The organism is Vibrio sp. R10-SF1-ISO8 (genome assembly GCF_059833805.1).
The window spans coordinates 231,145-249,174 of sequence record NZ_JCBDHL010000021.1 but is presented as its reverse complement, the minus strand read 5'-3'; the positions used below and the strand labels follow the sequence as shown (position 1 = coordinate 249,174).

At 45.8% G+C, this 18,030-nt stretch carries 19 protein-coding genes; 3 read left to right on the top strand and 16 right to left on the bottom strand.

Annotated elements, in window-relative coordinates; translation table 11 throughout:
- Positions 1 to 7: 7 nt before the first annotated feature.
- The 5 genes from uppS to rpsB form a co-directional block, all read right to left on the bottom strand.
- A complete protein-coding gene (gene uppS, locus AC6R00_RS19135; RefSeq protein WP_500642211.1) occupies positions 8 to 781 on the bottom strand; it encodes an undecaprenyl pyrophosphate synthase in 774 nt (257 codons plus the stop codon).
- 78 nt (positions 782 to 859) lie between these two features.
- On the bottom strand, positions 860 to 1,417 hold the full coding sequence (gene frr, locus AC6R00_RS19130; protein ID WP_004744789.1) for a ribosome recycling factor: 558 nt from the start codon (positions 1,415 to 1,417) through the stop codon (positions 860 to 862).
- Positions 1,418 to 1,518: 101 nt separating this feature from the next.
- The gene (gene pyrH / locus AC6R00_RS19125) at positions 1,519 to 2,250 is read right to left on the bottom strand and encodes a UMP kinase (RefSeq protein WP_004744788.1); all 732 of its coding nucleotides are present in this window, start codon (positions 2,248 to 2,250) and stop codon (positions 1,519 to 1,521) included.
- Positions 2,251 to 2,402: 152 nt separating this feature from the next.
- Positions 2,403 to 3,245 (bottom strand): translation elongation factor Ts, encoded by an 843-nt coding sequence (tsf, locus tag AC6R00_RS19120; protein ID WP_500641580.1) that lies wholly within the window; start codon positions 3,243 to 3,245, stop codon positions 2,403 to 2,405.
- Positions 3,246 to 3,376: 131 nt separating this feature from the next.
- Positions 3,377 to 4,105, bottom strand: coding sequence for a 30S ribosomal protein S2 (rpsB, locus tag AC6R00_RS19115; protein WP_004744786.1), 729 nt, complete (start codon positions 4,103 to 4,105; stop codon positions 3,377 to 3,379).
- 353 nt (positions 4,106 to 4,458) lie between these two features.
- On the opposite strand from rpsB, the gene map reads away from it, so the two are divergent.
- The 3 genes from map to AC6R00_RS19100 all read left to right on the top strand — a co-directional run bounded on the left by map (position 4,459) and on the right by AC6R00_RS19100 (position 8,582).
- Complete coding sequence (gene map / locus AC6R00_RS19110; RefSeq protein WP_500641579.1) at positions 4,459 to 5,337, top strand: type I methionyl aminopeptidase; 879 nt, start codon at positions 4,459 to 4,461, stop codon at positions 5,335 to 5,337.
- Positions 5,338 to 5,435: 98 nt separating this feature from the next.
- On the top strand, positions 5,436 to 8,057 hold the full coding sequence (gene glnD, locus AC6R00_RS19105) for a bifunctional uridylyltransferase/uridylyl-removing protein GlnD (RefSeq protein WP_500641578.1): 2,622 nt from the start codon (positions 5,436 to 5,438) through the stop codon (positions 8,055 to 8,057).
- A 141-nt stretch (positions 8,058 to 8,198) separates the two neighbouring features.
- The gene (locus tag AC6R00_RS19100) at positions 8,199 to 8,582 is read left to right on the top strand and encodes a DUF3461 family protein (RefSeq protein ID WP_004744783.1); all 384 of its coding nucleotides are present in this window, start codon (positions 8,199 to 8,201) and stop codon (positions 8,580 to 8,582) included.
- A 284-nt stretch (positions 8,583 to 8,866) separates the two neighbouring features.
- On the opposite strand, the gene pgpA is transcribed toward AC6R00_RS19100, so the two are convergent.
- From pgpA to crl, 11 genes are all read right to left on the bottom strand, one after another.
- The gene (gene pgpA, locus AC6R00_RS19095; RefSeq protein ID WP_239825209.1) at positions 8,867 to 9,373 is read right to left on the bottom strand and encodes a phosphatidylglycerophosphatase A; all 507 of its coding nucleotides are present in this window, start codon (positions 9,371 to 9,373) and stop codon (positions 8,867 to 8,869) included.
- 12 nt (positions 9,374 to 9,385) lie between these two features.
- Positions 9,386 to 10,351 (bottom strand): thiamine-phosphate kinase, encoded by a 966-nt coding sequence (gene thiL, locus AC6R00_RS19090; RefSeq protein ID WP_500641577.1) that lies wholly within the window; start codon positions 10,349 to 10,351, stop codon positions 9,386 to 9,388.
- Between the two features lie 74 nt (positions 10,352 to 10,425).
- Positions 10,426 to 10,893, bottom strand: coding sequence for a transcription antitermination factor NusB (nusB, locus tag AC6R00_RS19085; RefSeq protein WP_004744878.1), 468 nt, complete (start codon positions 10,891 to 10,893; stop codon positions 10,426 to 10,428).
- The gene (ribH, locus tag AC6R00_RS19080; protein ID WP_004415274.1) at positions 10,893 to 11,363 is read right to left on the bottom strand and encodes a 6,7-dimethyl-8-ribityllumazine synthase; all 471 of its coding nucleotides are present in this window, start codon (positions 11,361 to 11,363) and stop codon (positions 10,893 to 10,895) included. Before ribH ends, nusB begins: the two co-directional genes overlap by 1 nt.
- 208 nt (positions 11,364 to 11,571) lie before the next feature.
- Positions 11,572 to 12,681: a bifunctional 3,4-dihydroxy-2-butanone-4-phosphate synthase/GTP cyclohydrolase II gene (ribBA, locus tag AC6R00_RS19075; protein WP_500641576.1), complete on the bottom strand. Its 1,110-nt coding sequence runs from the start codon at positions 12,679 to 12,681 to the stop codon at positions 11,572 to 11,574.
- A gap of 66 nt (positions 12,682 to 12,747) precedes the next feature.
- Positions 12,748 to 13,398, bottom strand: a complete 651-nt coding sequence (locus tag AC6R00_RS19070) for a riboflavin synthase (RefSeq protein ID WP_500641575.1) — start codon at positions 13,396 to 13,398, stop codon at positions 12,748 to 12,750.
- 2 nt (positions 13,399 to 13,400) lie between these two features.
- The gene (gene ribD / locus AC6R00_RS19065) at positions 13,401 to 14,507 is read right to left on the bottom strand and encodes a bifunctional diaminohydroxyphosphoribosylaminopyrimidine deaminase/5-amino-6-(5-phosphoribosylamino)uracil reductase RibD (protein WP_500641574.1); all 1,107 of its coding nucleotides are present in this window, start codon (positions 14,505 to 14,507) and stop codon (positions 13,401 to 13,403) included.
- A 12-nt stretch (positions 14,508 to 14,519) separates the two neighbouring features.
- Positions 14,520 to 14,969, bottom strand: coding sequence for a transcriptional regulator NrdR (nrdR, locus tag AC6R00_RS19060; RefSeq protein WP_004744882.1), 450 nt, complete (start codon positions 14,967 to 14,969; stop codon positions 14,520 to 14,522).
- 104 nt (positions 14,970 to 15,073) lie between these two features.
- Positions 15,074 to 16,324: a glutamate-5-semialdehyde dehydrogenase gene (locus AC6R00_RS19055; RefSeq protein WP_500641573.1), complete on the bottom strand. Its 1,251-nt coding sequence runs from the start codon at positions 16,322 to 16,324 to the stop codon at positions 15,074 to 15,076.
- Positions 16,325 to 16,335: 11 nt separating this feature from the next.
- A complete protein-coding gene (gene proB, locus AC6R00_RS19050; protein ID WP_004744884.1) occupies positions 16,336 to 17,469 on the bottom strand; it encodes a glutamate 5-kinase in 1,134 nt (377 codons plus the stop codon).
- A gap of 167 nt (positions 17,470 to 17,636) precedes the next feature.
- Positions 17,637 to 18,026 carry a sigma factor-binding protein Crl gene (crl, locus tag AC6R00_RS19045; protein WP_500641572.1) on the bottom strand — a complete coding sequence of 130 codons (390 nt, stop codon included), beginning with the start codon at positions 18,024 to 18,026 and terminating at the stop codon, positions 17,637 to 17,639.
- Positions 18,027 to 18,030 lie beyond the last annotated feature (4 nt).

The following is an 18,030-nucleotide window of genomic DNA, read 5'->3' as shown; positions in this document are numbered from 1 at the left end:
TGATCCTTTATTCGCTTTCCATTAGAGCTTTAACTTGCTCACCGGTGCAGCCAAAACGGCGTTCACGGTTAACAAACCAAGTTACAGCTTCTATCAAGCTATTTTCATCAAACTCTGGCCAGTAAATCGGTGTAAAATACATTTCCGCGTAAGCCATCTGCCACAGCATAAAATTACTGATGCGGCATTCACCACTGGTTCGAATCATTAAATCAACTTCAGGTAAATCTGCCATTGTGAGGTGCTGCGTGATGAGTTCTTCACTAATCTCATCTTGACTGAGCTCACCAGCGGCAACCTTAGCTGAAATTGCTTTCGTCGCCTGCATAATATCCCACTTACCACCATAGTTGGCCGCAATATTGATCACCATGCCTGTATTGCCTTCGGTCAAAGCCTCGGCTTGAGCAATCTTCTTTTGCAGGCGCTCGTTAAAGCGCGAAGTGTCACCAATAATGCGTAAGCGTAAGTTGTTCTTGTGCAGTTTTTTAACTTCTGTAGAGAGAACTGTAATAAACAGCTCCATCAAGACACCCACTTCCTCTTCTGGTCGTCTCCAGTTTTCACTACTAAATGCAAACAGTGTGATCGCTTTGATACCAAGTTTTGCAGAAGTCGAAATCGCTTTACGTACCGCAGCAACACCATTCTTGTGACCAAAGACTCGTGGCTTACCTTGAGCTTTAGCCCAACGGCCGTTGCCATCCATGATGATTGCGATATGTTTCGGGAGTAAATCAGGAGAGAGTTGTGAGTTTTGCATAAAACGTTGATTATTAATCAGCAGGGGACAGAGAGTAGCATAAAAAAGCGCTGTGCAGCGAGCACAGCGCTCTATATAGATAAAGATTATGGAGAATTAGACTTCCATCAACTCTTTTTCTTTTGCTGCTAACACTTCATCAACTTGTTTTACAGCTGCGTCAGTGATTTTCTGGATTTCGTCTTGACCTTTACGATCTTCGTCTTCAGAAATTTCTTTGTCTTTTAGTAGCGCTTTCAGTTCACCGTTAGCATCACGGCGGATGTTACGGATAGCAACACGACCACCTTCAGCTTCGCCACGAACAATCTTAACTAGGTCTTTACGACGCTCTTCCGTTAGCGGTGGAAGTGGAACACGAATGATAGTACCTGCAGACATAGGGTTTAGACCTAGGTCAGACATCATGATCGCTTTTTCAACTTTTGGCGTTAGCTCTTTATCAAATACTGTGATTGCTAGCGTACGAGCATCTTCAGCAACGACGTTTGCTACCTGATTTAGAGGCGTTGGTGCACCGTAGTACTCTACTGAAATGCCAGAAAGTAGGCTTGGATGTGCACGGCCTGTGCGAACTTTAGAAAGGTTGTTTTTTAGAGCTTCAACACTCTTATCCATGCGCTCTTGAGCGTCTTGTTTGATTTCGTTAATCACAATATCACCTTAATGTGTAAATCTTTCTTCAAGAAAGCTTAATAGGGAGTCTTCAAAAGGCAATACCGCAGCACAATTGATTTATGCTGCGGCGATTAGAATTACTCAGCGTCGCTGATTAGCGTGCCTTCTGCTTCACCCATAACCACGCGACGTAGTGCGCCTGGCTTATTCATATTGAATACACGGATTGGCATTTTGTGGTCACGTGCTAGTGTAAATGCTGCCAAATCCATTACTTTCAGTTCTTTTTCAAGAACAGCATTGAACGAAAGCTTATCATACAGCTCTGCGTCTGGGTTTGCTACTGGGTCAGCAGTAAATACGCCATCGACTTTTGTCGCTTTTAGAACTACGTCCGCTTCGATCTCGATTCCGCGCAAACATGCAGCAGAATCTGTGGTAAAGAATGGGTTACCTGTACCTGCTGAGAAGATAACAACGCGGCCTTGACGTAGCTCACGAATCGCATCTGCCCAGTTGTAGTCGTCACAGACACCTTTTAGAGGGATTGCTGACATTACACGAGCGTTCACGTATGCACGGTGCAGCGCATCACGCATCGCAAGACCGTTCATTACCGTCGCTAGCATACCCATGTGGTCACCAACAACACGGTTCATACCCGCTTCAGCTAGACCAGCACCACGGAACAAGTTACCACCACCGATAACTACACCTACTTGAACACCAAGCTCAACCAACTCTTTTACTTCTTGGGCCATACGATCAAGAATTGCTGGATCGATGCCAAAACCTTCTTCGCCTTGAAGTGCTTCACCACTTAGTTTTAACAGAATACGTTGATATGCTGGTTTAGGGTTCGTAGTCATGGAGTTTACCTTCCAAAAGAGAGTTGTTGATTAACAGTCATGGATAAAGACTTATCAAAAGTCCGCATCCATCACAGCTAAAGGTTATGCCTTTAGTCGTAAAAAGACCGCAGCCTTGGCTACGGTCTAAACTTTGTGCGTATCTCTAAGGATTAACCTTTTTGAGCAGCAGCTACTTCTTCAGCGAAGCTCATTTCTTCTGCTTTCTCGATACCTTCACCTACTTCTAGGCGAACGAATGTAGCAACAGAAGCGCCTTTTTCTTTCAGCATTTCGCCAACAGATTTCTTAGGCTCCATGATGAACGCTTGACCAGTTAGAGAGATTTCGCCAGTGAATTTCTTCATGCGGCCAACAACCATCTTCTCTGCGATCTCAGCAGGCTTGCCTTCGTTCATAGCGATTTCAACTTGAACTTCTTTCTCTTTAGCAACTACGTCAGCTGGTACGTCTTCTGGGTTAACGTACTCTGGCTTAGAAGCTGCAACGTGCATTGCAACGTGCTTAAGAGTTTCAGCGTCGCCTTCACCAGCAACAACTACACCGATCTTCTCGCCGTGACGGTAAGAAGCGATAGCAGAACCTTCAACGTATTGAACGCGACGGATGTTGATGTTTTCACCGATCTTAGCAACTAGAGCAACACGCTCTTCTTCGAATTTAGCTACTAGTTCTTCAACAGAAGCTTTAGATGTTAGAGCGTCAGCCGCAACTTTCTCTGCAAATGCAGTGAAGTTACCATCTTTAGCAACGAAGTCAGTTTGGCAGTTAACTTCAAGAAGAACAGCAACACCGTTTTCTTCTTTGATGATGATTGCGCCTTCAGCAGCAACGTTACCTGCTTTCTTAGCAGCTTTAGCAGCACCTGATTTACGCATGTTTTCGATTGCTAGTTCGATGTCAGCGTTTGCTTCAACAAGCGCTTTCTTACATTCCATCATGCCTGCGCCAGTACGTTCGCGCAGTTCTTTAACTAGAGCAGCAGTAACAGCCATTCTCTATTCCTCAGTTGATTCTGTATTTGGTAAAAAACAGGGGCCTACATTTTCGGCCCCTGCTGATAACTATAACTCAGTTTATGCTACAACTGGGTTGCACATAATCTAAGTGTGACTCGGAGCCGCTATTATTCAGCTTCTACGAAACCATCTTTTTCAGCAGCAACAGCTACGTCTTTGTTACGACCTTCAGTTACTGAAGTTGCAGCAGCGTTTAGGTAAAGCTGAACTGCACGGATCGCATCGTCGTTACCTGGGATGATGTAGTCAACGCCGTCTGGGTTAGAGTTAGTATCTACTACAGCGTAAACTGGAATACCTAGGTTGTTCGCTTCTTTAATCGCAATGTGCTCGTGATCAGCGTCGATTACGAATAGAGCGTCTGGTAGGCCGCCCATGTCTTTGATACCACCAAGAGACTTCTCTAGCTTCTCCATTTCACGAGTACGCATTAGAGCTTCTTTCTTAGTTAGCTTATCAAAAGTACCGTCTTGAGCTTGAGCTTCAAGATCTTTTAGACGCTTGATTGACTGACGAACAGTTTTGTAGTTTGTAAGCATACCGCCTAACCAGCGGTTGTTTACGTAGAACTGGTTGCTTGCGATTGCAGCTTCTTTAACAGCTTCAGATGCAGCGCGCTTAGTACCAACGAATAGAACTTTACCTTTCTTCTCGCCAACTTTAGCTAGTTCAGCTAGAGCGTCGTTGAACATTGGTACAGTTTTTTCTAGGTTGATGATATGAACCTTGTTACGAGCACCAAAGATGAATGGCTTCATTTTTGGGTTCCAGTAACGAGTCTGGTGACCAAAGTGAACACCAGCTTTTAGCATATCGCGCATTGATACAGTTGCCATTTTAAAATCCTCTATGGGGTTAGGCCTCCACATCCCCCATAACTCCGACTAGGCTTCTGCCCAGCACCCCGGAATATGTGACGGAATGTGTGTGATTTAAAGATATAAGTTAGTTGGAAGTAACCAGCTTCGCCACTAAGATGAACTTAACAGAGAGAACTGACCACATTTCCGGCGCGCTTTATACCATATTTTCACCCGTGCTGGCTAGTAAAAAAACTTTTCCACATCCAACGACTGCACTATTCCTAATATGGCACGTATTAGAAGAATCATTCTCATTATGAAGTGTTCCTGCTAGAATGCGCCCATTCGCGCCACCAGTGTGCAACAAAATTAAGTAGAGAAAGCCAATGTCAATCAAGATTAAAACAGCTGAAGAAATCGAACGTATGCGAGTAGCGGGCGCTTTGGCCGCTGAGATCCTAGAGATGATCGAACCTCATATCAAAGAGGGTGTGACTACAGATGAATTGAACCAAATTTGTCACGATTACGGGATTGAAAAAGGTGCCTACTCTGCCCCACTTGATTACCACGGATTTCCAAAATCAATCTGTACTTCAATCAATCATATCGTCTGCCATGGCATTCCTGCCTCTGCGGACGAAGTAGGGAGCAACGGTCAACTAAAGCCTGCGGTACTTAAAAATGGCGACATCATCAACGTCGACATTACGGTTATCATTCCAAATGAAGAAGGCGCAGATCTCAGCGTTCGCCCACAAGGTTACCACGGCGACACGTCAAAGATGTTCTTTGTTGGTGATGTCTCTCCAGCAGACAAACGCCTATGTATGGTGACTCAAGAAGCACTGTATGTGGGTATGCGTAGAGTAAAACCTGGCGCAACAGTGGGTGATATCGGCACTGCGATTGAAAAGTACATCAAAGAAAACAACAAAAAGAACCCACGTAATAAGTTCTCTATTGTTAAAGACTTCTGTGGTCATGGCATTGGCAATGAATTCCATGAAGAGCCACAAATCGTTCACTACAAGAACAACGACCGCCGTGTTCTAAAAGAGGGCATGTGTTTTACCATTGAACCAATGATTAACGCAGGTAAGTTCGGTGTTAGCGTAGATGCTGAAGATGACTGGACAGTCTACACTGGCGACGGAAAGAAATCGGCTCAGTATGAGCACACGATTCTCGTCACTAAGACAGGTTGTGAAGTGCTAACACTGCGCAGCGATGACACAATCCCACGAATGATGAACAACGCCTAATCTCCTTTCAATATCCCCGCATCGTCGGGGATATTTTTTTATTGATGCCATTTTGTTAGATTAGTTCTCACTAGGACTATTTTGCATGGATTCGCTGTATGCCCTTTCAATCACCGCTCACACTCGAAGAACAACAAATTTCAATTAGTGAGCTAAAAAACCAACTCGAAAACTTTGCCAACTATCAGAAGCAAGAGTTTCTCGCTCACCACCCAGTGACCAATTTAGTACTCGGTCGGGCCGAATATATTGATTTACTACTCAACCGCCTCTGGGATCACTTTGGGTTTTCTAACCTGCCGAATATCAGTCTTGTCGCTGTAGGTGGCTATGGTCGAGGTGAGTTACACCCTCTTTCTGACATCGACATTCTTGTCGTCTCTCGTAAAGCACTTCCTGAGTCACTAAAAGGCAAGGTCAGTGAGTTCATCACCTTACTGTGGGATTTACGACTAGAAGTTGGTCACGCCGTTCGTAGCGTTGAAGAGTGTGCCGAGATTGGTAAAGACGACTTAACCGTAGCGACTAACTTACAGGAAGCGCGCCTACTCTGTGGCTGCGAGGATACCTTCCATCAGCTAAGGATGGTTATTCACTCAGAATCGTTTTGGCCAAGTGAGGTGTTTTACAAAGCAAAGGTCAAAGAGCAGCGTGACCGTCACGCGCGATACCATGACACCACCTATAACCTTGAACCTGACATCAAATCCACGCCAGGCGGCTTGAGAGATATCCATACACTAAGCTGGGTAGCACGTCGCCATTTCGGGGCTACTTCATTACTTGAGATGAGCCAATACGGCTTTCTAACAGATGCAGAATATCGTGAGCTCGTAGAGTGTCAGGACTTCCTGTGGCGAGTCCGCTTTGCACTGCATATTGAGCTTAAACGTTACGATAATCGCCTCACCTTCGCTCACCAAGCACAAGTCGCCGAAAGCTTAGGCTTTGCTGGCGAAGGCAACCGTGGCGTTGAGATGATGATGAAAGAGTTCTATCGCACGTTGCGCCGCGTGGCAGAGCTCAACAAAATGCTGCTCAAACTATTTGACCAAGCGATCTTAGAAAATGGCGTCGAGGCTGAACCAGTAGTTCTCAGCGAAGATTTTCAGCGCCGCGGCCATTTGATTGAAGCGCGCAAACCTGCCTTGTTCCAAGCTCGCCCGGAAACAATTTTGGATATGTTTCTACATATTGCCAACGATTCCACCATAGAAGGGGTCGCACCTCCTACTATGCGCCAGCTCCGTACTGCAAGGCGAAGACTCAATAAGTTCCTACATACCATTCCTGAAGCGAGAGAGAAATTTCTCGACTTATGTCGTCACCCTAATGCTCTGCATAAAGCCTTTAGCTTGATGCACAAACTAGGCGTGCTAGCTGCTTATCTGCCTCAGTGGAGCCAAATCGTCGGTCAAATGCAGTTCGATCTATTCCACGTGTACACCGTTGATGAACACAGTGTTCGCCTACTCAAACACATCAATACTTTTAGCGATCCGAACAATCATGGTAAGCACCCTATCTGTTGCGAAGTCTACCCGCGCATTCAGAAAAAAGAATTGCTGATCATCGCGGCGATTTTCCATGATATCGGCAAAGGGCGCGGCGGAGACCACTCTGTGATTGGTGAAGGTGAAGCCTATGATTTCTGTATCGAGCATGGGTTATCTAAACCGGAAGCCAAGCTAGTCGCTTGGTTGGTTAGGCATCACCTGTTGATGTCTGTGACCGCTCAACGCCGTGATATCTACGATCCTGAGGTAATTACTGAGTTCGCTAAGAAAGTTCGCGATGAGGAATACTTAGAGTATTTGGTCTGTCTAACTGTTGCCGATATCTGCGCAACTAACCCTGAACTGTGGAACAGTTGGAAGCGAACCTTGCTCGCTGAGCTCTTCTATTCAACCCAACGCGCACTTCGCCGCGGCTTAGAAAACCCTGTTGATGTTAGAGAGCGTATTCGCCACAACCAGCACTTAGCCTCAGCGCTATTGCGCAAAGAAGGCTTTAACGCGCGCGAAATTGAAGTGTTGTGGCAAAGGTTTAAGGCTGACTACTTCTTACGCCATACCCATAAGCAAATCGCTTGGCACTGTTCTCATCTGCTGCGTCACGACGATCACTCACAACCTCTAATCTTAATTTCAAAGAAAGCGACGCGCGGCGGTACGGAAGTGTTTGTCTATAGCAAAGATCAGCACGCGCTGTTTGCCTCTGTGGTCGCCGAGCTTGACCGGAGAAACTTTAACGTTCATGACGCGCAAGTTATGACCAGTAAAGATGGTTATGTCCTCGATACTTTCATGGTACTCGACCAAAATGGTGATGTGGTGGAGGAAAGCCGACATAAAGCGGTTATCAAACATCTTGCTCATGTGCTTGAAGATGGTCGGCCAACCAAAATTAAGACGCGTCGTGTCCCTCGAAACCTACAGCACTTTAAGGTCAAAACTAAGGTCGATTTCTTACCGACTAAAAGTAAGAAACGCACTTTACTTGAGTTTGTTGCCCTAGATACACCGGGCTTACTGGCCACTGTGGGTGCGACATTTGCCGACTCGGGCGTTCACCTGCATGCCGCGAAAATCACCACCATAGGTGAACGCGCAGAAGACTTATTCATCATCACCAGTGAAAGTGGCGGTAAGTTGAGTGAAGAACAACAGCAAGAGCTTAGAGATAAGCTCATAAAAAACGTCGCAGAACTAGCACCTTAAGCGATCTCGACCACAAGTTGCTAACTTGTTTCAAAAAGCGCTGTCTACCACGATCATAGGCTGCTACATTAATAGTGAATTGTTCATTCCCTGCTCATTTTTGGGGTAGGGATAATTACTGCAACACAATAGAGGTAGCCTATGTATCCACACCTCACTGGTTTAGGTATTCACGATCCTAAACAAATTGAGCGCTATTCCCTTCGTCAAGAAGCGCACAAGGATGTGTTAAAAATCTATTTTCGTAAGCAAAAAGGTGAGCTGTTTGCGAAAAGCGTCAAGTTCAAGTACCCGCGACAGGTGAAGAATGTCCTCGTCGACAGCGGCAGTCACAAGTACAAAGAAGTCACGGAAATTAACCGTAACCTCACTCTCGTGATCGATGAGTTAAACAAACTGACGAAACCTGAAAAAGCGGTCGAAGTTGATGTTAAAGAGAAGATACTGTCTGACCTACGTCATCTAGAGAAAGTCGTTTCAAGTAAGATTGCAGAGATTGAAGCGGATTTAGATAAGCTGAAGTAAAGGAACGCTGCGCTCCGAGATTCGAGATCGCTTCGCTTCGAGAAATCTAGTTATTTCAGAGGGTTGATGTGAGAGCATCAACCTTTTTTGTTTGCGAACGCTTCGCTATGGATAACTGGATAACTGGATAACTGGATAACTGGATAACTGGATAACTGGATAACTAACGTTGCTCCGATGTTGTTAAGGAATCAACTCTAGTTTCCAGCAGGGCGAAGCCCGATCCCGCTTTCCAGAAACGAAGTGTTCCATAGAACGCAGTCCGTTCCCGACGTTCCGTCGGCCTAAACCAACCACCCCGCGTATTTACCGACCAGATAAAGGGCCACACCTGCCATCACGCCTGCGACGATATCATCAAGCATAATACCTAAACCGCCGTGGACTCGCTTGTCTAACCAGCCAATAGGCCACGGTTTTACCATATCGAAGAAACGAAATAGAACAAAACCTGTCAGTAACCACTTCCAATCTGTCGCAGAAAGGTTAAACAGTGGCACCACCAGCATAGTAATCCAAAAACCTGCGAATTCATCCCAGACAATCGAGCCATGGTCATGCACGCCCATATCATCAGAGGTAATTTGACAAATCTTGATACCAATAAAGCACGAGGCGATGACGGCAATCACATACAGTGGCAGTGGTAGCTGAACAAGTAATAAATAAAAAGGGATAGCTGCTAAGGTACCCATCGTGCCGGGAACAACAGGCGATAATCCGCTACCAAATCCGGTTGCCAATAAGTGCCACGGATTCTTTAGAGAAATAAGAGTTAAAGGGTTAGTCATAGTTAATACTGTTTACTTGAAGTGATCATAGCCACTCAGATCCCAATCAATCGGTTGGCCACTGTTATGGAGTTCAAATGTTCCTTGTGGGCGAATTTGCCCAATACAGGTAACCTTAGCGCCACAGTGGGCCAAAGCACTCTCAATTGAACCCTTGTTCTGCTCTGGTACGGTAAAACACAGCTCATACTCTTCACCACTCGACAGCGCATATTGCTGAGCTTGAGAGTCCGAACCTAAGAATTGAACAAGTTCATTAGAAATAGGCAAGCTTGAAACGTCAAGACTAACGCCAACCTGAGAGCGTTGCAAAATGTGTTTTATGTCTGAGATAACACCGTCCGAAATGTCGATCGCCGAACTGGCTAGATCAAGCAGAGCCTGACCGACGAGCACTCTTGGCTCAGACAGGTAATGACGCTGTTCTAGCTCTTGCGCAAAGGGCTTGCTGCGCAGGTTGGAATCAAGAATAACATCTAGCCCAGCTTGGCTATCACCTAAATTTCCTGTTACATAAACCCAGTCGCCAACTCGCGCCCCATCCCGGCGCAGTGCTTTATCCGCATCAACCAAGCCTTGTACCGTTAAGGTTAAGCTCAGTGGGCCTTTGGTCGTATCACCGCCTATCAGCTGAATACCGAAATAATCAGCCAGCGCAAAGAAGGCGTCACAAAATGGCGCTAGCCAAGCTTCATCGGGTTCAGGCATTGTCAGGGCAAATGAAACCCAAGCTGGTGTCGCTCCCATCGCAGCTAAATCACTAATATTTGAAGCAAGTGCTTTGTGTGCTATCCATGCAGGGTTTGCGTTGGCAAGAAAATGAGTTCCTGCCACCAAAGTATCGGTACTAATAGCGACAGAAAGATCGTGTGGCACTTTAACCAAAGCGCAATCATCACCTGCGGCCAGCAAGACATCTTTACGCTGACTCTGGCGGCCGACAAAGTATTTGTCGATTAAATTAAACTCACCTGACATATCTTTCTTTTTCTGAATTAGTTTTGCATATAAAAAAGGTCAGCAAATGCTGACCTTTTCATAATCTGAATCGACTATTTCTTACGTACGTGTGGCGCTGCTTTATCTAGCACACCATTGACGAATTTGTGGCTCTCTTCTGCAGCGAATACTTTTGCAAGTTCAATCGCTTCGTTGATTACCACTTTGTAAGGTACGTCTTCACGACGAGTCATTTCGTACATAGCAAGACGAAGCAGTGCTAGCTCCATCATGTCCAAATCTTGCATTGGACGCGCTGTGTATGGACGAATCTTACAATCTAGCTCTGTGTGACTTAGCACAACACCTGTTAGCAGGTCACGGAAGTATGCAACGTCTGTGTCTGGAGTAGAAAGTGCCGGCTCTGAAGCATGATGTTCTTCTTCATCATACTTACCACCTGACAAAAATTGCTCCTCGATAGTAGCAACATTTTCTTTAGTAATTTGCCAAGAGTAGATCGCTTGTAGAGCGAATCGACGTGCATTACGACGTGCGGCTGGTTTCACACTGGCCCCCATTAGGAATCGATTTCTGAAAGAACGTTAATCATCTCAAGTGCGCTTAGTGCAGCCTCTGCACCTTTATTACCAGCCTTGGTTCCTGCGCGCTCAATTGCTTGGTCAATTGTATCAACAGTCAGTACGCCGAAAGCAACTGGAAGAGAGTATTCCAGTGAAACTTGCGCAAGACCTTTGTTACATTCACTACAAACATAGTCGAAATGTGGAGTGCCGCCACGAATAACAGTGCCAAGAGATACGATTGCATCAAATTTGCCTGTTTTAGCTACGCGTTGAGCAACAAGTGGAAGTTCTACTGCACCTGGGCAGCGAACAACAGTGATGTTGTCTTCGCTAACTTGGCCATGACGTTTTAAAGTATCGATTGCACCAGACAATAGACTTTCGTTAATAAAACTGTTGAAACGAGAAATAACGATAGCAATTTTTGCGTTTGGCGCTGGGAAGCCACCCTCGATCACTTTCATAAGCCTTCCTTTAACTATGTTCATCAAGTGAGAATCGCCGGATTCTAGCACAAATCTGTGAGCAATATCTAATAGAAATTAGCACAAATGGGTTTGCTGAATAATTCCAAGCGAGAGATTAAATTTCGCTTCATTGCCTGACAATGAAGCAACAAAATAAGAGCTTCGGCTAAAGTTTTGATTCCGCGAAGCTCTCTTAAGTAAATTGTTATTCGCAAACGTACTCAACAACGTTGAGACCAAAGCCACCCAATGCGTGATACTTCTTATTGGTTGACGAAAGTAAGCGCATATCGTGTACACCAAGGTCTTGCAAAATCTGCGAACCGACACCGACACGACGTGACGTGCCTTGTTTCTTAGCCAGTGTTGGCGCTTCGCCTTTATCTTGAGCTTCAAACATCTTAACGCGATGAATCAGTAGATCGGTTGACTCTTCATTACCAAGAATGACCAGTACCCCACCCTCTTTGCCAATACGAGTCATCGCTTTATCTAGCGTCCAGCTACGCTCAGCATTACGGTCGCTACGCAGTAAGTCTGTAAAGGTGTCTTGCAGGTGCACACGGACTAGTGGTGTTTCATTTTCCACATCACCTTTGCGCAGTGCATAGTGAACTTGGTTATCAATAGTGTCACGGTAAGTCACAAGATCAAACTCACCATATTCCGTTGGCAGTTTACACTCTGCTACGCGTTCAATGGTTGTCTCAGTATTGTTGCGGTACTCGATAAGGTCAGCAATTGTGCCGAGCTTAATGTCATGCTTTTCAGCAAAGATTTCTAAGTCAGGGCGACGCGCCATAGTGCCGTCATCATTTAGGATTTCAACAATCACCCCTGATGGCTCCAAACCAGCAAGCTTGGCTAGATCACAGCCTGCTTCTGTGTGACCTGCGCGAGTTAGCACGCCACCTTCTTGCGCTGCTAGCGGGAAGATATGGCCCGGCTGTACAAGATTGGAAGCCTTCGCATCTTTTGCGACAGCCGCTTGCACAGTACGCGCGCGATCGGCAGCAGAAATACCCGTGGTAACACCTTCAGCCGCTTCAATAGATACCGTAAAGTTGGTTGTGTACTGAGCATTGTTGTCTTGCACCATTGGCGGCAAACCCAAACGCTCACAACGCTCTTTAGTCATGGTTAAACAAATCAAACCACGACCATAGGTCGCCATGAAGTTAATCGCTTCTGGGGTAACATGCTCAGCAGCCATAATCAGATCGCCTTCGTTTTCACGATCTTCATCATCCATTAGGATGACCATTTTCCCTAAGCGGATATCTTCGATAATTTCTTGCGGCGTACTAATTGGCATTTTGGTATTCCTATTGTTATAGCTTGAGCGAATATGTTTTATTGTCGGCGACGCTTACATGACTTTTTACGCAAAACCGTTCTGTTGTAAGAAGTCCATGGTAATACGGGACTCAGGTTGTTCTTGTTGGCTTGTTAGCAGGCGCTCCATATAGCGTGCAAGTACATCTACTTCTAGATTAACTTTACGCCCAACATGGAAGTCCGCAATAGTTGTCTCTTCGCCAGTGTGTGGAACAATGGTCAGCTTAAATGCGTTTTTACGTAAATCGTTGACCGTCAGGCTGATACCATCAACAGTGATTGAGCCCTTCTCGGCAACGTATTTAGCAATGTCCGTTGGCATCGCAACCCAAAACTCAATCGCGCGGCCAACCATATTACGTTCAACAATTTCACCAACACCATCAACGTGACCAGAGACAATGTGTCCACCAAATCGTGAGGTTGGCAACATGGCTTTTTCAAGATTCACTTTGTCGCCGGCTTGATAGTCAGTAAAACCTGTTTTTTGCAAGGTTTCGAGTGACAAATCAGCGCTATAACTTGTTGCGTTATAGTCGACCACGGTTAAGCAAACGCCATTCGTTGCGATACTGTCACCCAATTTTACATCTGACATATCTAGTTTGCCGACTTCAACCGTCACACTGATGTCTTCGCCTTTTGGCGTTATCGCAGTAAGAGTACCTACTGCTTCTACAATACCTGTAAACATGATTACGATTCTTTGTTGTTTAACGTGGCAATGATGCGGATATCTTTCCCCACCTGCCTTACATCTTGAATATTTAGGTCAAGGACATGCGCCATAGATTCTAAGCCTAGAGCACCAAATAGACCACGACCATCACTGCCCATTATTTTAGGCGCGAGATAAATGACTAGCTCATCAACAAGGTTCTGTTTAATCAAGCTGCTTGCCAGTGTTGCCCCAGCTTCAACCCATAAGTGGTTGATATTATGCTGCTGAGAAAGTGCTTTAAACGTCGCGCTCAAATCCAACTGCTGATTCGCGTCAAGCTCAGGTGTGAGCACTCCATTTGGTGCGACAGTGATGATCTCTCCATCGACCTTAAATAGTTTAAGATCGGGAGTCAGGGTTTGCTGTCGATCCAAGATAACACGAACAGGTTGACGTAGGTTTGCTAGGTCGTAATGAGACTGGAGAGAAGGTGGTAAATCGTCCCAACGAACATTGAGTGAAGCATTATCTTCAATCACTGTTTTACTCGTCGATAAGATAGCGCCACTTTGAGCACGAAATTTCTGCACATCTTGACGCGCTTGAGGTGATGTTATCCACTGACTTTGGCCATTTTGTAAAGCAGTTTGACCATCTAAGCTGGCAGCCATTTTTAGCTGCACAAATGGCATACCTGTTTTCATCCTCTTAATGAAAGCAGGGTTAAGCGCCAGTGCATCTTGCTCTAATAGCCCAACCTCAACCTCGATACCGGCATCGCGCAACATTTTGATCCCACGCCCCGCCACAACAGGGTTAGGGTCTTGCATTGCACAAATAACTTTTGCTACTTGCGCCTTAATCAAACCTTCAGCGCATGGAGGAGTGCGCCCATAGTGAGAACAAGGCTCTAAAGTCACGTAGGCAGTCGCACCGACCGTTTTGTCACCAGCCATTCGCATTGCATGGACTTCAGCGTGAGGTTCACCCGCTCGGAAGTGGAAGCCCTCACCGACAATCTGATCATTATTGACGATCACACAGCCCACATTAGGGTTAGGTGCAGTGGTATAAATGCCGCCTTTCGCAAGGTCAATCGCTCGCGACATCATTTGAATATCTTGGGGAGTAAACTGTGCCATAAGAGTCCGTTTCTAATCTTCGAGTCGGGCGATTTCTTCACCAAATTCGCGGATATCTTCAAAGCTACGATATACCGATGCAAAACGAATATAGGCAACTTTATCGAGCTCTTTAAGCTGATCCATCACTAGATTGCCAATCATTTCACTCGGCACTTCACGCTCACCTGTTGCACGTAGCTGAGATTTAATCAGGCTAATAGCAACATCTACGGCATCAGCACTCACTGGGCGTTTTTCCAAAGCACGCTGCAAACCACCGACCATTTTATCTTCGTTAAATGGCTCGCGATTGCCATTAGACTTGATCACTCTTGGCATCACTAATTCAGCCGTTTCAAAAGTCGTAAAGCGTTCACTACACGCTAAGCACTGACGACGACGACGAACCTGATGGCCATCAGCCACCAAACGAGAATCGATCACCTTGGTGTCATTCTCGGAACAAAAAGGACAATGCATATCACCTCCATATAAGTGATAGACAGTTTACCGGATTAAACAAAGCTAGCAAAAGCAAAAGGGGCTAGATAGCCCCTTTTTCAACCAATGTGTAGCAAGATTTGTTAACTGCGCGGCAAGTAGTTCGCTTTACCTACCCACTTGTAGCTGGTTAACTCTTCTAAACCCATAGGACCACGAGCATGAAGCTTCTGAGTAGAGACCGCCACTTCGGCACCTAAACCGAACTGAGCACCATCAGTAAAACGCGTTGATGCATTGACATAAACGGCAGCAGAGCCAACCGAGTTAATAAACAGCTCTGAGTTTTCTAAGCTGTTAGTCATGATCGCATCAGAGTGGCTAGCATTGTGTAAACGCATATGGTCAATCGCTTCCTCAACGCCAGAAACAACCTTCACGCCCAAAGTGAAACTTAACCATTCTGTATCGAAATCACCTTCAGCCACATCACGCAACTCTTTCGCATCACCAAGTAGGGCCTTAGCTTTCGGCTCTGCGACCAATGCCACCTTGTCATTTAAGCGTGCCGCTAACATAGGTAAAAACTCTGCCGCAACTTGCTCGTGAACAAGTAAGGTATCGAGTGCATTACATGCTGAAGGACGCTGTACTTTCGCGTTCTCGACCACTTCTAAAGATTTAGCCAGATCAGCACTTTCATCAACGAAGATATGACTAATACCAAAACCACCAATAATCACTGGAATCGTGCTGTTTTCCTTACACATCTTGTGCAGGCCAGCTCCGCCACGCGGAATAATCATATCCACATAGTCATCCAGTTTTAGTAGCTGAGACACCAATTCACGGTCTGGTTTTTCGATGTACTGAACCGAAGCCGCTGGCAATTCCGCTTTCGCCAATGCCGATTGAATAACCTTAACCAACTCCATGTTGGAGAAGAACGTCTCTTTGCCGCCACGAAGAATACTGGCATTACCGGTTTTCAAACACAGAGCCGCGATATCAATTGTGACATTTGGGCGCGCTTCGTAGATAACACCTACCACGCCAAGTGGCACGCGGCGGCGAGACAAGGACATGCCATTTTCAAGCACTTTACTGTCTAGTTCACTGCCTACAGGGTCATTTAAGCTGATTACATTGCGCACATCATTCGCGATGCCTGTTAAACGCTCTGTATTTAACAATAAGCGATCAAGTAGCGCTTCCGTCAGCCCTGCGTCGCGGCCTTTCTCAATATCTTTTGCGTTAGCGGCTAAGATAGTCTCGGCATTCGCTTCTAGTTCATCGGCAATAATTGCCAGAGCTTGGTTCTTTTGCGCTGTTGACGCTGTAGCTAGTTGGAAAGCCGCTTCTTTAGCCGCTTTACCCATTGAAATCAGTTCCACTTTCTCTTTCCTTACTCTTGGATTACGACCATATCATCACGGTGAAGCACTTCATTGCCGTAGTCGTAGCCTAAAATTCCAATAATATCTTTACTATGCTTACCCACTATCTTCGCCATATCTTGGCTTGAGTAGCTTGCAATACCGCGAGCGATCAAGGTGCCTTTGTTATCGGTCACGCGTACAACATCACCGCGAGCAAACTGTCCACTGACTTTAGTTAGGCCTTTAGCAAGTAAGCTACTTCCTTTGCCCACCACAGCATTAACCGCACCATCGTCAATCACGATGTCGCCTGAAGCCGCAGGGCCTGCAAGAATCCAGCGTTTACGGTTTTCTAATGCTTCAGCACAAGGTAAGAAGCGTGTGCCTTGTGGATTGTCACCCAGTGAGTCAAACACCACATTTGGTGCACTACCGGCAGCGATAATCACTTCAATCCCAGCACGACGCGCAATGTCTGCCGCCTGCAGTTTCGTCGCCATACCGCCTGTACCTAGCGTAGTACCACTGCCACCAGCAATTTTGCGTAAGGTATCGTCGATGGTTTTGACTTCCTTGATCAACTCTGCATTTGGGTCTTTGCGTGGATCTGCGGTGAATAACCCTTTCTGGTCAGTTAACAGCAAAAGCTTGTCTGCGCCGCATAAGATACCAACCAATGCTGAAAGGTTGTCGTTGTCACCTACTTTGATTTCACTGGTGGCGACCGCATCATTTTCATTAACCACTGGAATAATGTCATTTTCTACCAGTGCATTGATCGTATCGCGCGCATTCAAAAAGCGCTCACGATCTTCAAGATCGGCACGAGTTAGCAACATTTGGCCGATTTTTAGGCCATAAATAGCAAACAGTGATTCCCAAGTTTGAATCAACTGGCTCTGACCAACCGCCGCCAACAACTGTTTGCTTGCCATAGAGTTGGGCAGTGCGGGGTATCCTAGGTGCTCACGTCCGGCTGCAATTGCACCAGACGAAACCATAACCACTGAGTGGCCTTGTTTTTTCAGTTCAGCACATTGACGAACCAACTCAACCATATGAGCGCGATCCAACTCCAATGTGCCACCAGTTAAAACACTAGTACCTAGTTTCACCACCACAGTCTGAGACTGAGAGGCTTTTCCGCTTTGTTTAGTCATTGCCTTTCTACTATGAAAAAAATAAAAACCGTCACAATCAAGAATCGCATTCATTGGCGAGAAAGATTGATTAGACCTGATGTTTTAGCAATCTACTGATAAATTCACAAGCAGAAAAGGCGCTAAAAAGCGCCTTTTTGGTCAAGAAGAATGATAAGCAAAGAAATTTAGACGAATTCGACAGATTCTTCGTGCATATTGACGGCGATTCCAAACTCGCTGTTTAGTGTATCAACCAGTTTCTGATGAAACACCTCTTGAGTTCGAGTCACATCTTCAATGGCTTTCTTAGGCAGCGACTTCTCTTGCCAGTCACCGGTTGTATCATAAAGGCCAGAGCGATAACGCGCTTCAAACGCTTCACCATTGCGCTCCAGCTCTAACCACCAGCCCCAAAATTCACGCTGCTCTGGTGATTTCTTGTCATTGACGCATACAGATAAGCAGTCAAATAAATACGCATCTTCCTTACTCTGTGACTCTCGTAAGTAAGGACCAATAGCTCTCAGTGTCGACAATAAGCGGTAATGGGTCGGACTTTTCGTCTGTTCAGACATAATG

Excerpts from the sequence above, each read along its gene's own strand:
- pyrH (WP_004744788.1), bottom strand. The coding sequence starts at position 2,250 with ATGACTACGAACCCTAAACCAGCATATCAACGTATTCTGTTAAAACTA.
- tsf (WP_500641580.1), bottom strand. The coding sequence starts at position 3,245 with ATGGCTGTTACTGCTGCTCTAGTTAAAGAACTGCGCGAACGTACTGGC.
- rpsB (WP_004744786.1), bottom strand. The coding sequence starts at position 4,105 with ATGGCAACTGTATCAATGCGCGATATGCTAAAAGCTGGTGTTCACTTT.
- map (WP_500641579.1), top strand. The coding sequence starts at position 4,459 with ATGTCAATCAAGATTAAAACAGCTGAAGAAATCGAACGTATGCGAGTA.
- glnD (WP_500641578.1), top strand. The coding sequence starts at position 5,436 with ATGCCCTTTCAATCACCGCTCACACTCGAAGAACAACAAATTTCAATT.
- AC6R00_RS19100 (WP_004744783.1), top strand. The coding sequence starts at position 8,199 with ATGTATCCACACCTCACTGGTTTAGGTATTCACGATCCTAAACAAATT.
- pgpA (WP_239825209.1), bottom strand. The coding sequence starts at position 9,373 with ATGACTAACCCTTTAACTCTTATTTCTCTAAAGAATCCGTGGCACTTA.
- thiL (WP_500641577.1), bottom strand. The coding sequence starts at position 10,351 with ATGTCAGGTGAGTTTAATTTAATCGACAAATACTTTGTCGGCCGCCAG.
- nusB (WP_004744878.1), bottom strand. The coding sequence starts at position 10,893 with ATGGGGGCCAGTGTGAAACCAGCCGCACGTCGTAATGCACGTCGATTC.
- ribH (WP_004415274.1), bottom strand. The coding sequence starts at position 11,363 with ATGAAAGTGATCGAGGGTGGCTTCCCAGCGCCAAACGCAAAAATTGCT.
- ribBA (WP_500641576.1), bottom strand. The coding sequence starts at position 12,681 with ATGCCAATTAGTACGCCGCAAGAAATTATCGAAGATATCCGCTTAGGG.
- AC6R00_RS19070 (WP_500641575.1), bottom strand. The coding sequence starts at position 13,398 with ATGTTTACAGGTATTGTAGAAGCAGTAGGTACTCTTACTGCGATAACG.
- ribD (WP_500641574.1), bottom strand. The coding sequence starts at position 14,507 with ATGGCACAGTTTACTCCCCAAGATATTCAAATGATGTCGCGAGCGATT.
- nrdR (WP_004744882.1), bottom strand. The coding sequence starts at position 14,969 with ATGCATTGTCCTTTTTGTTCCGAGAATGACACCAAGGTGATCGATTCT.
- proB (WP_004744884.1), bottom strand. The coding sequence starts at position 17,469 with ATGACTAAACAAAGCGGAAAAGCCTCTCAGTCTCAGACTGTGGTGGTG.
- crl (WP_500641572.1), bottom strand. The coding sequence starts at position 18,026 with ATGTCTGAACAGACGAAAAGTCCGACCCATTACCGCTTATTGTCGACA.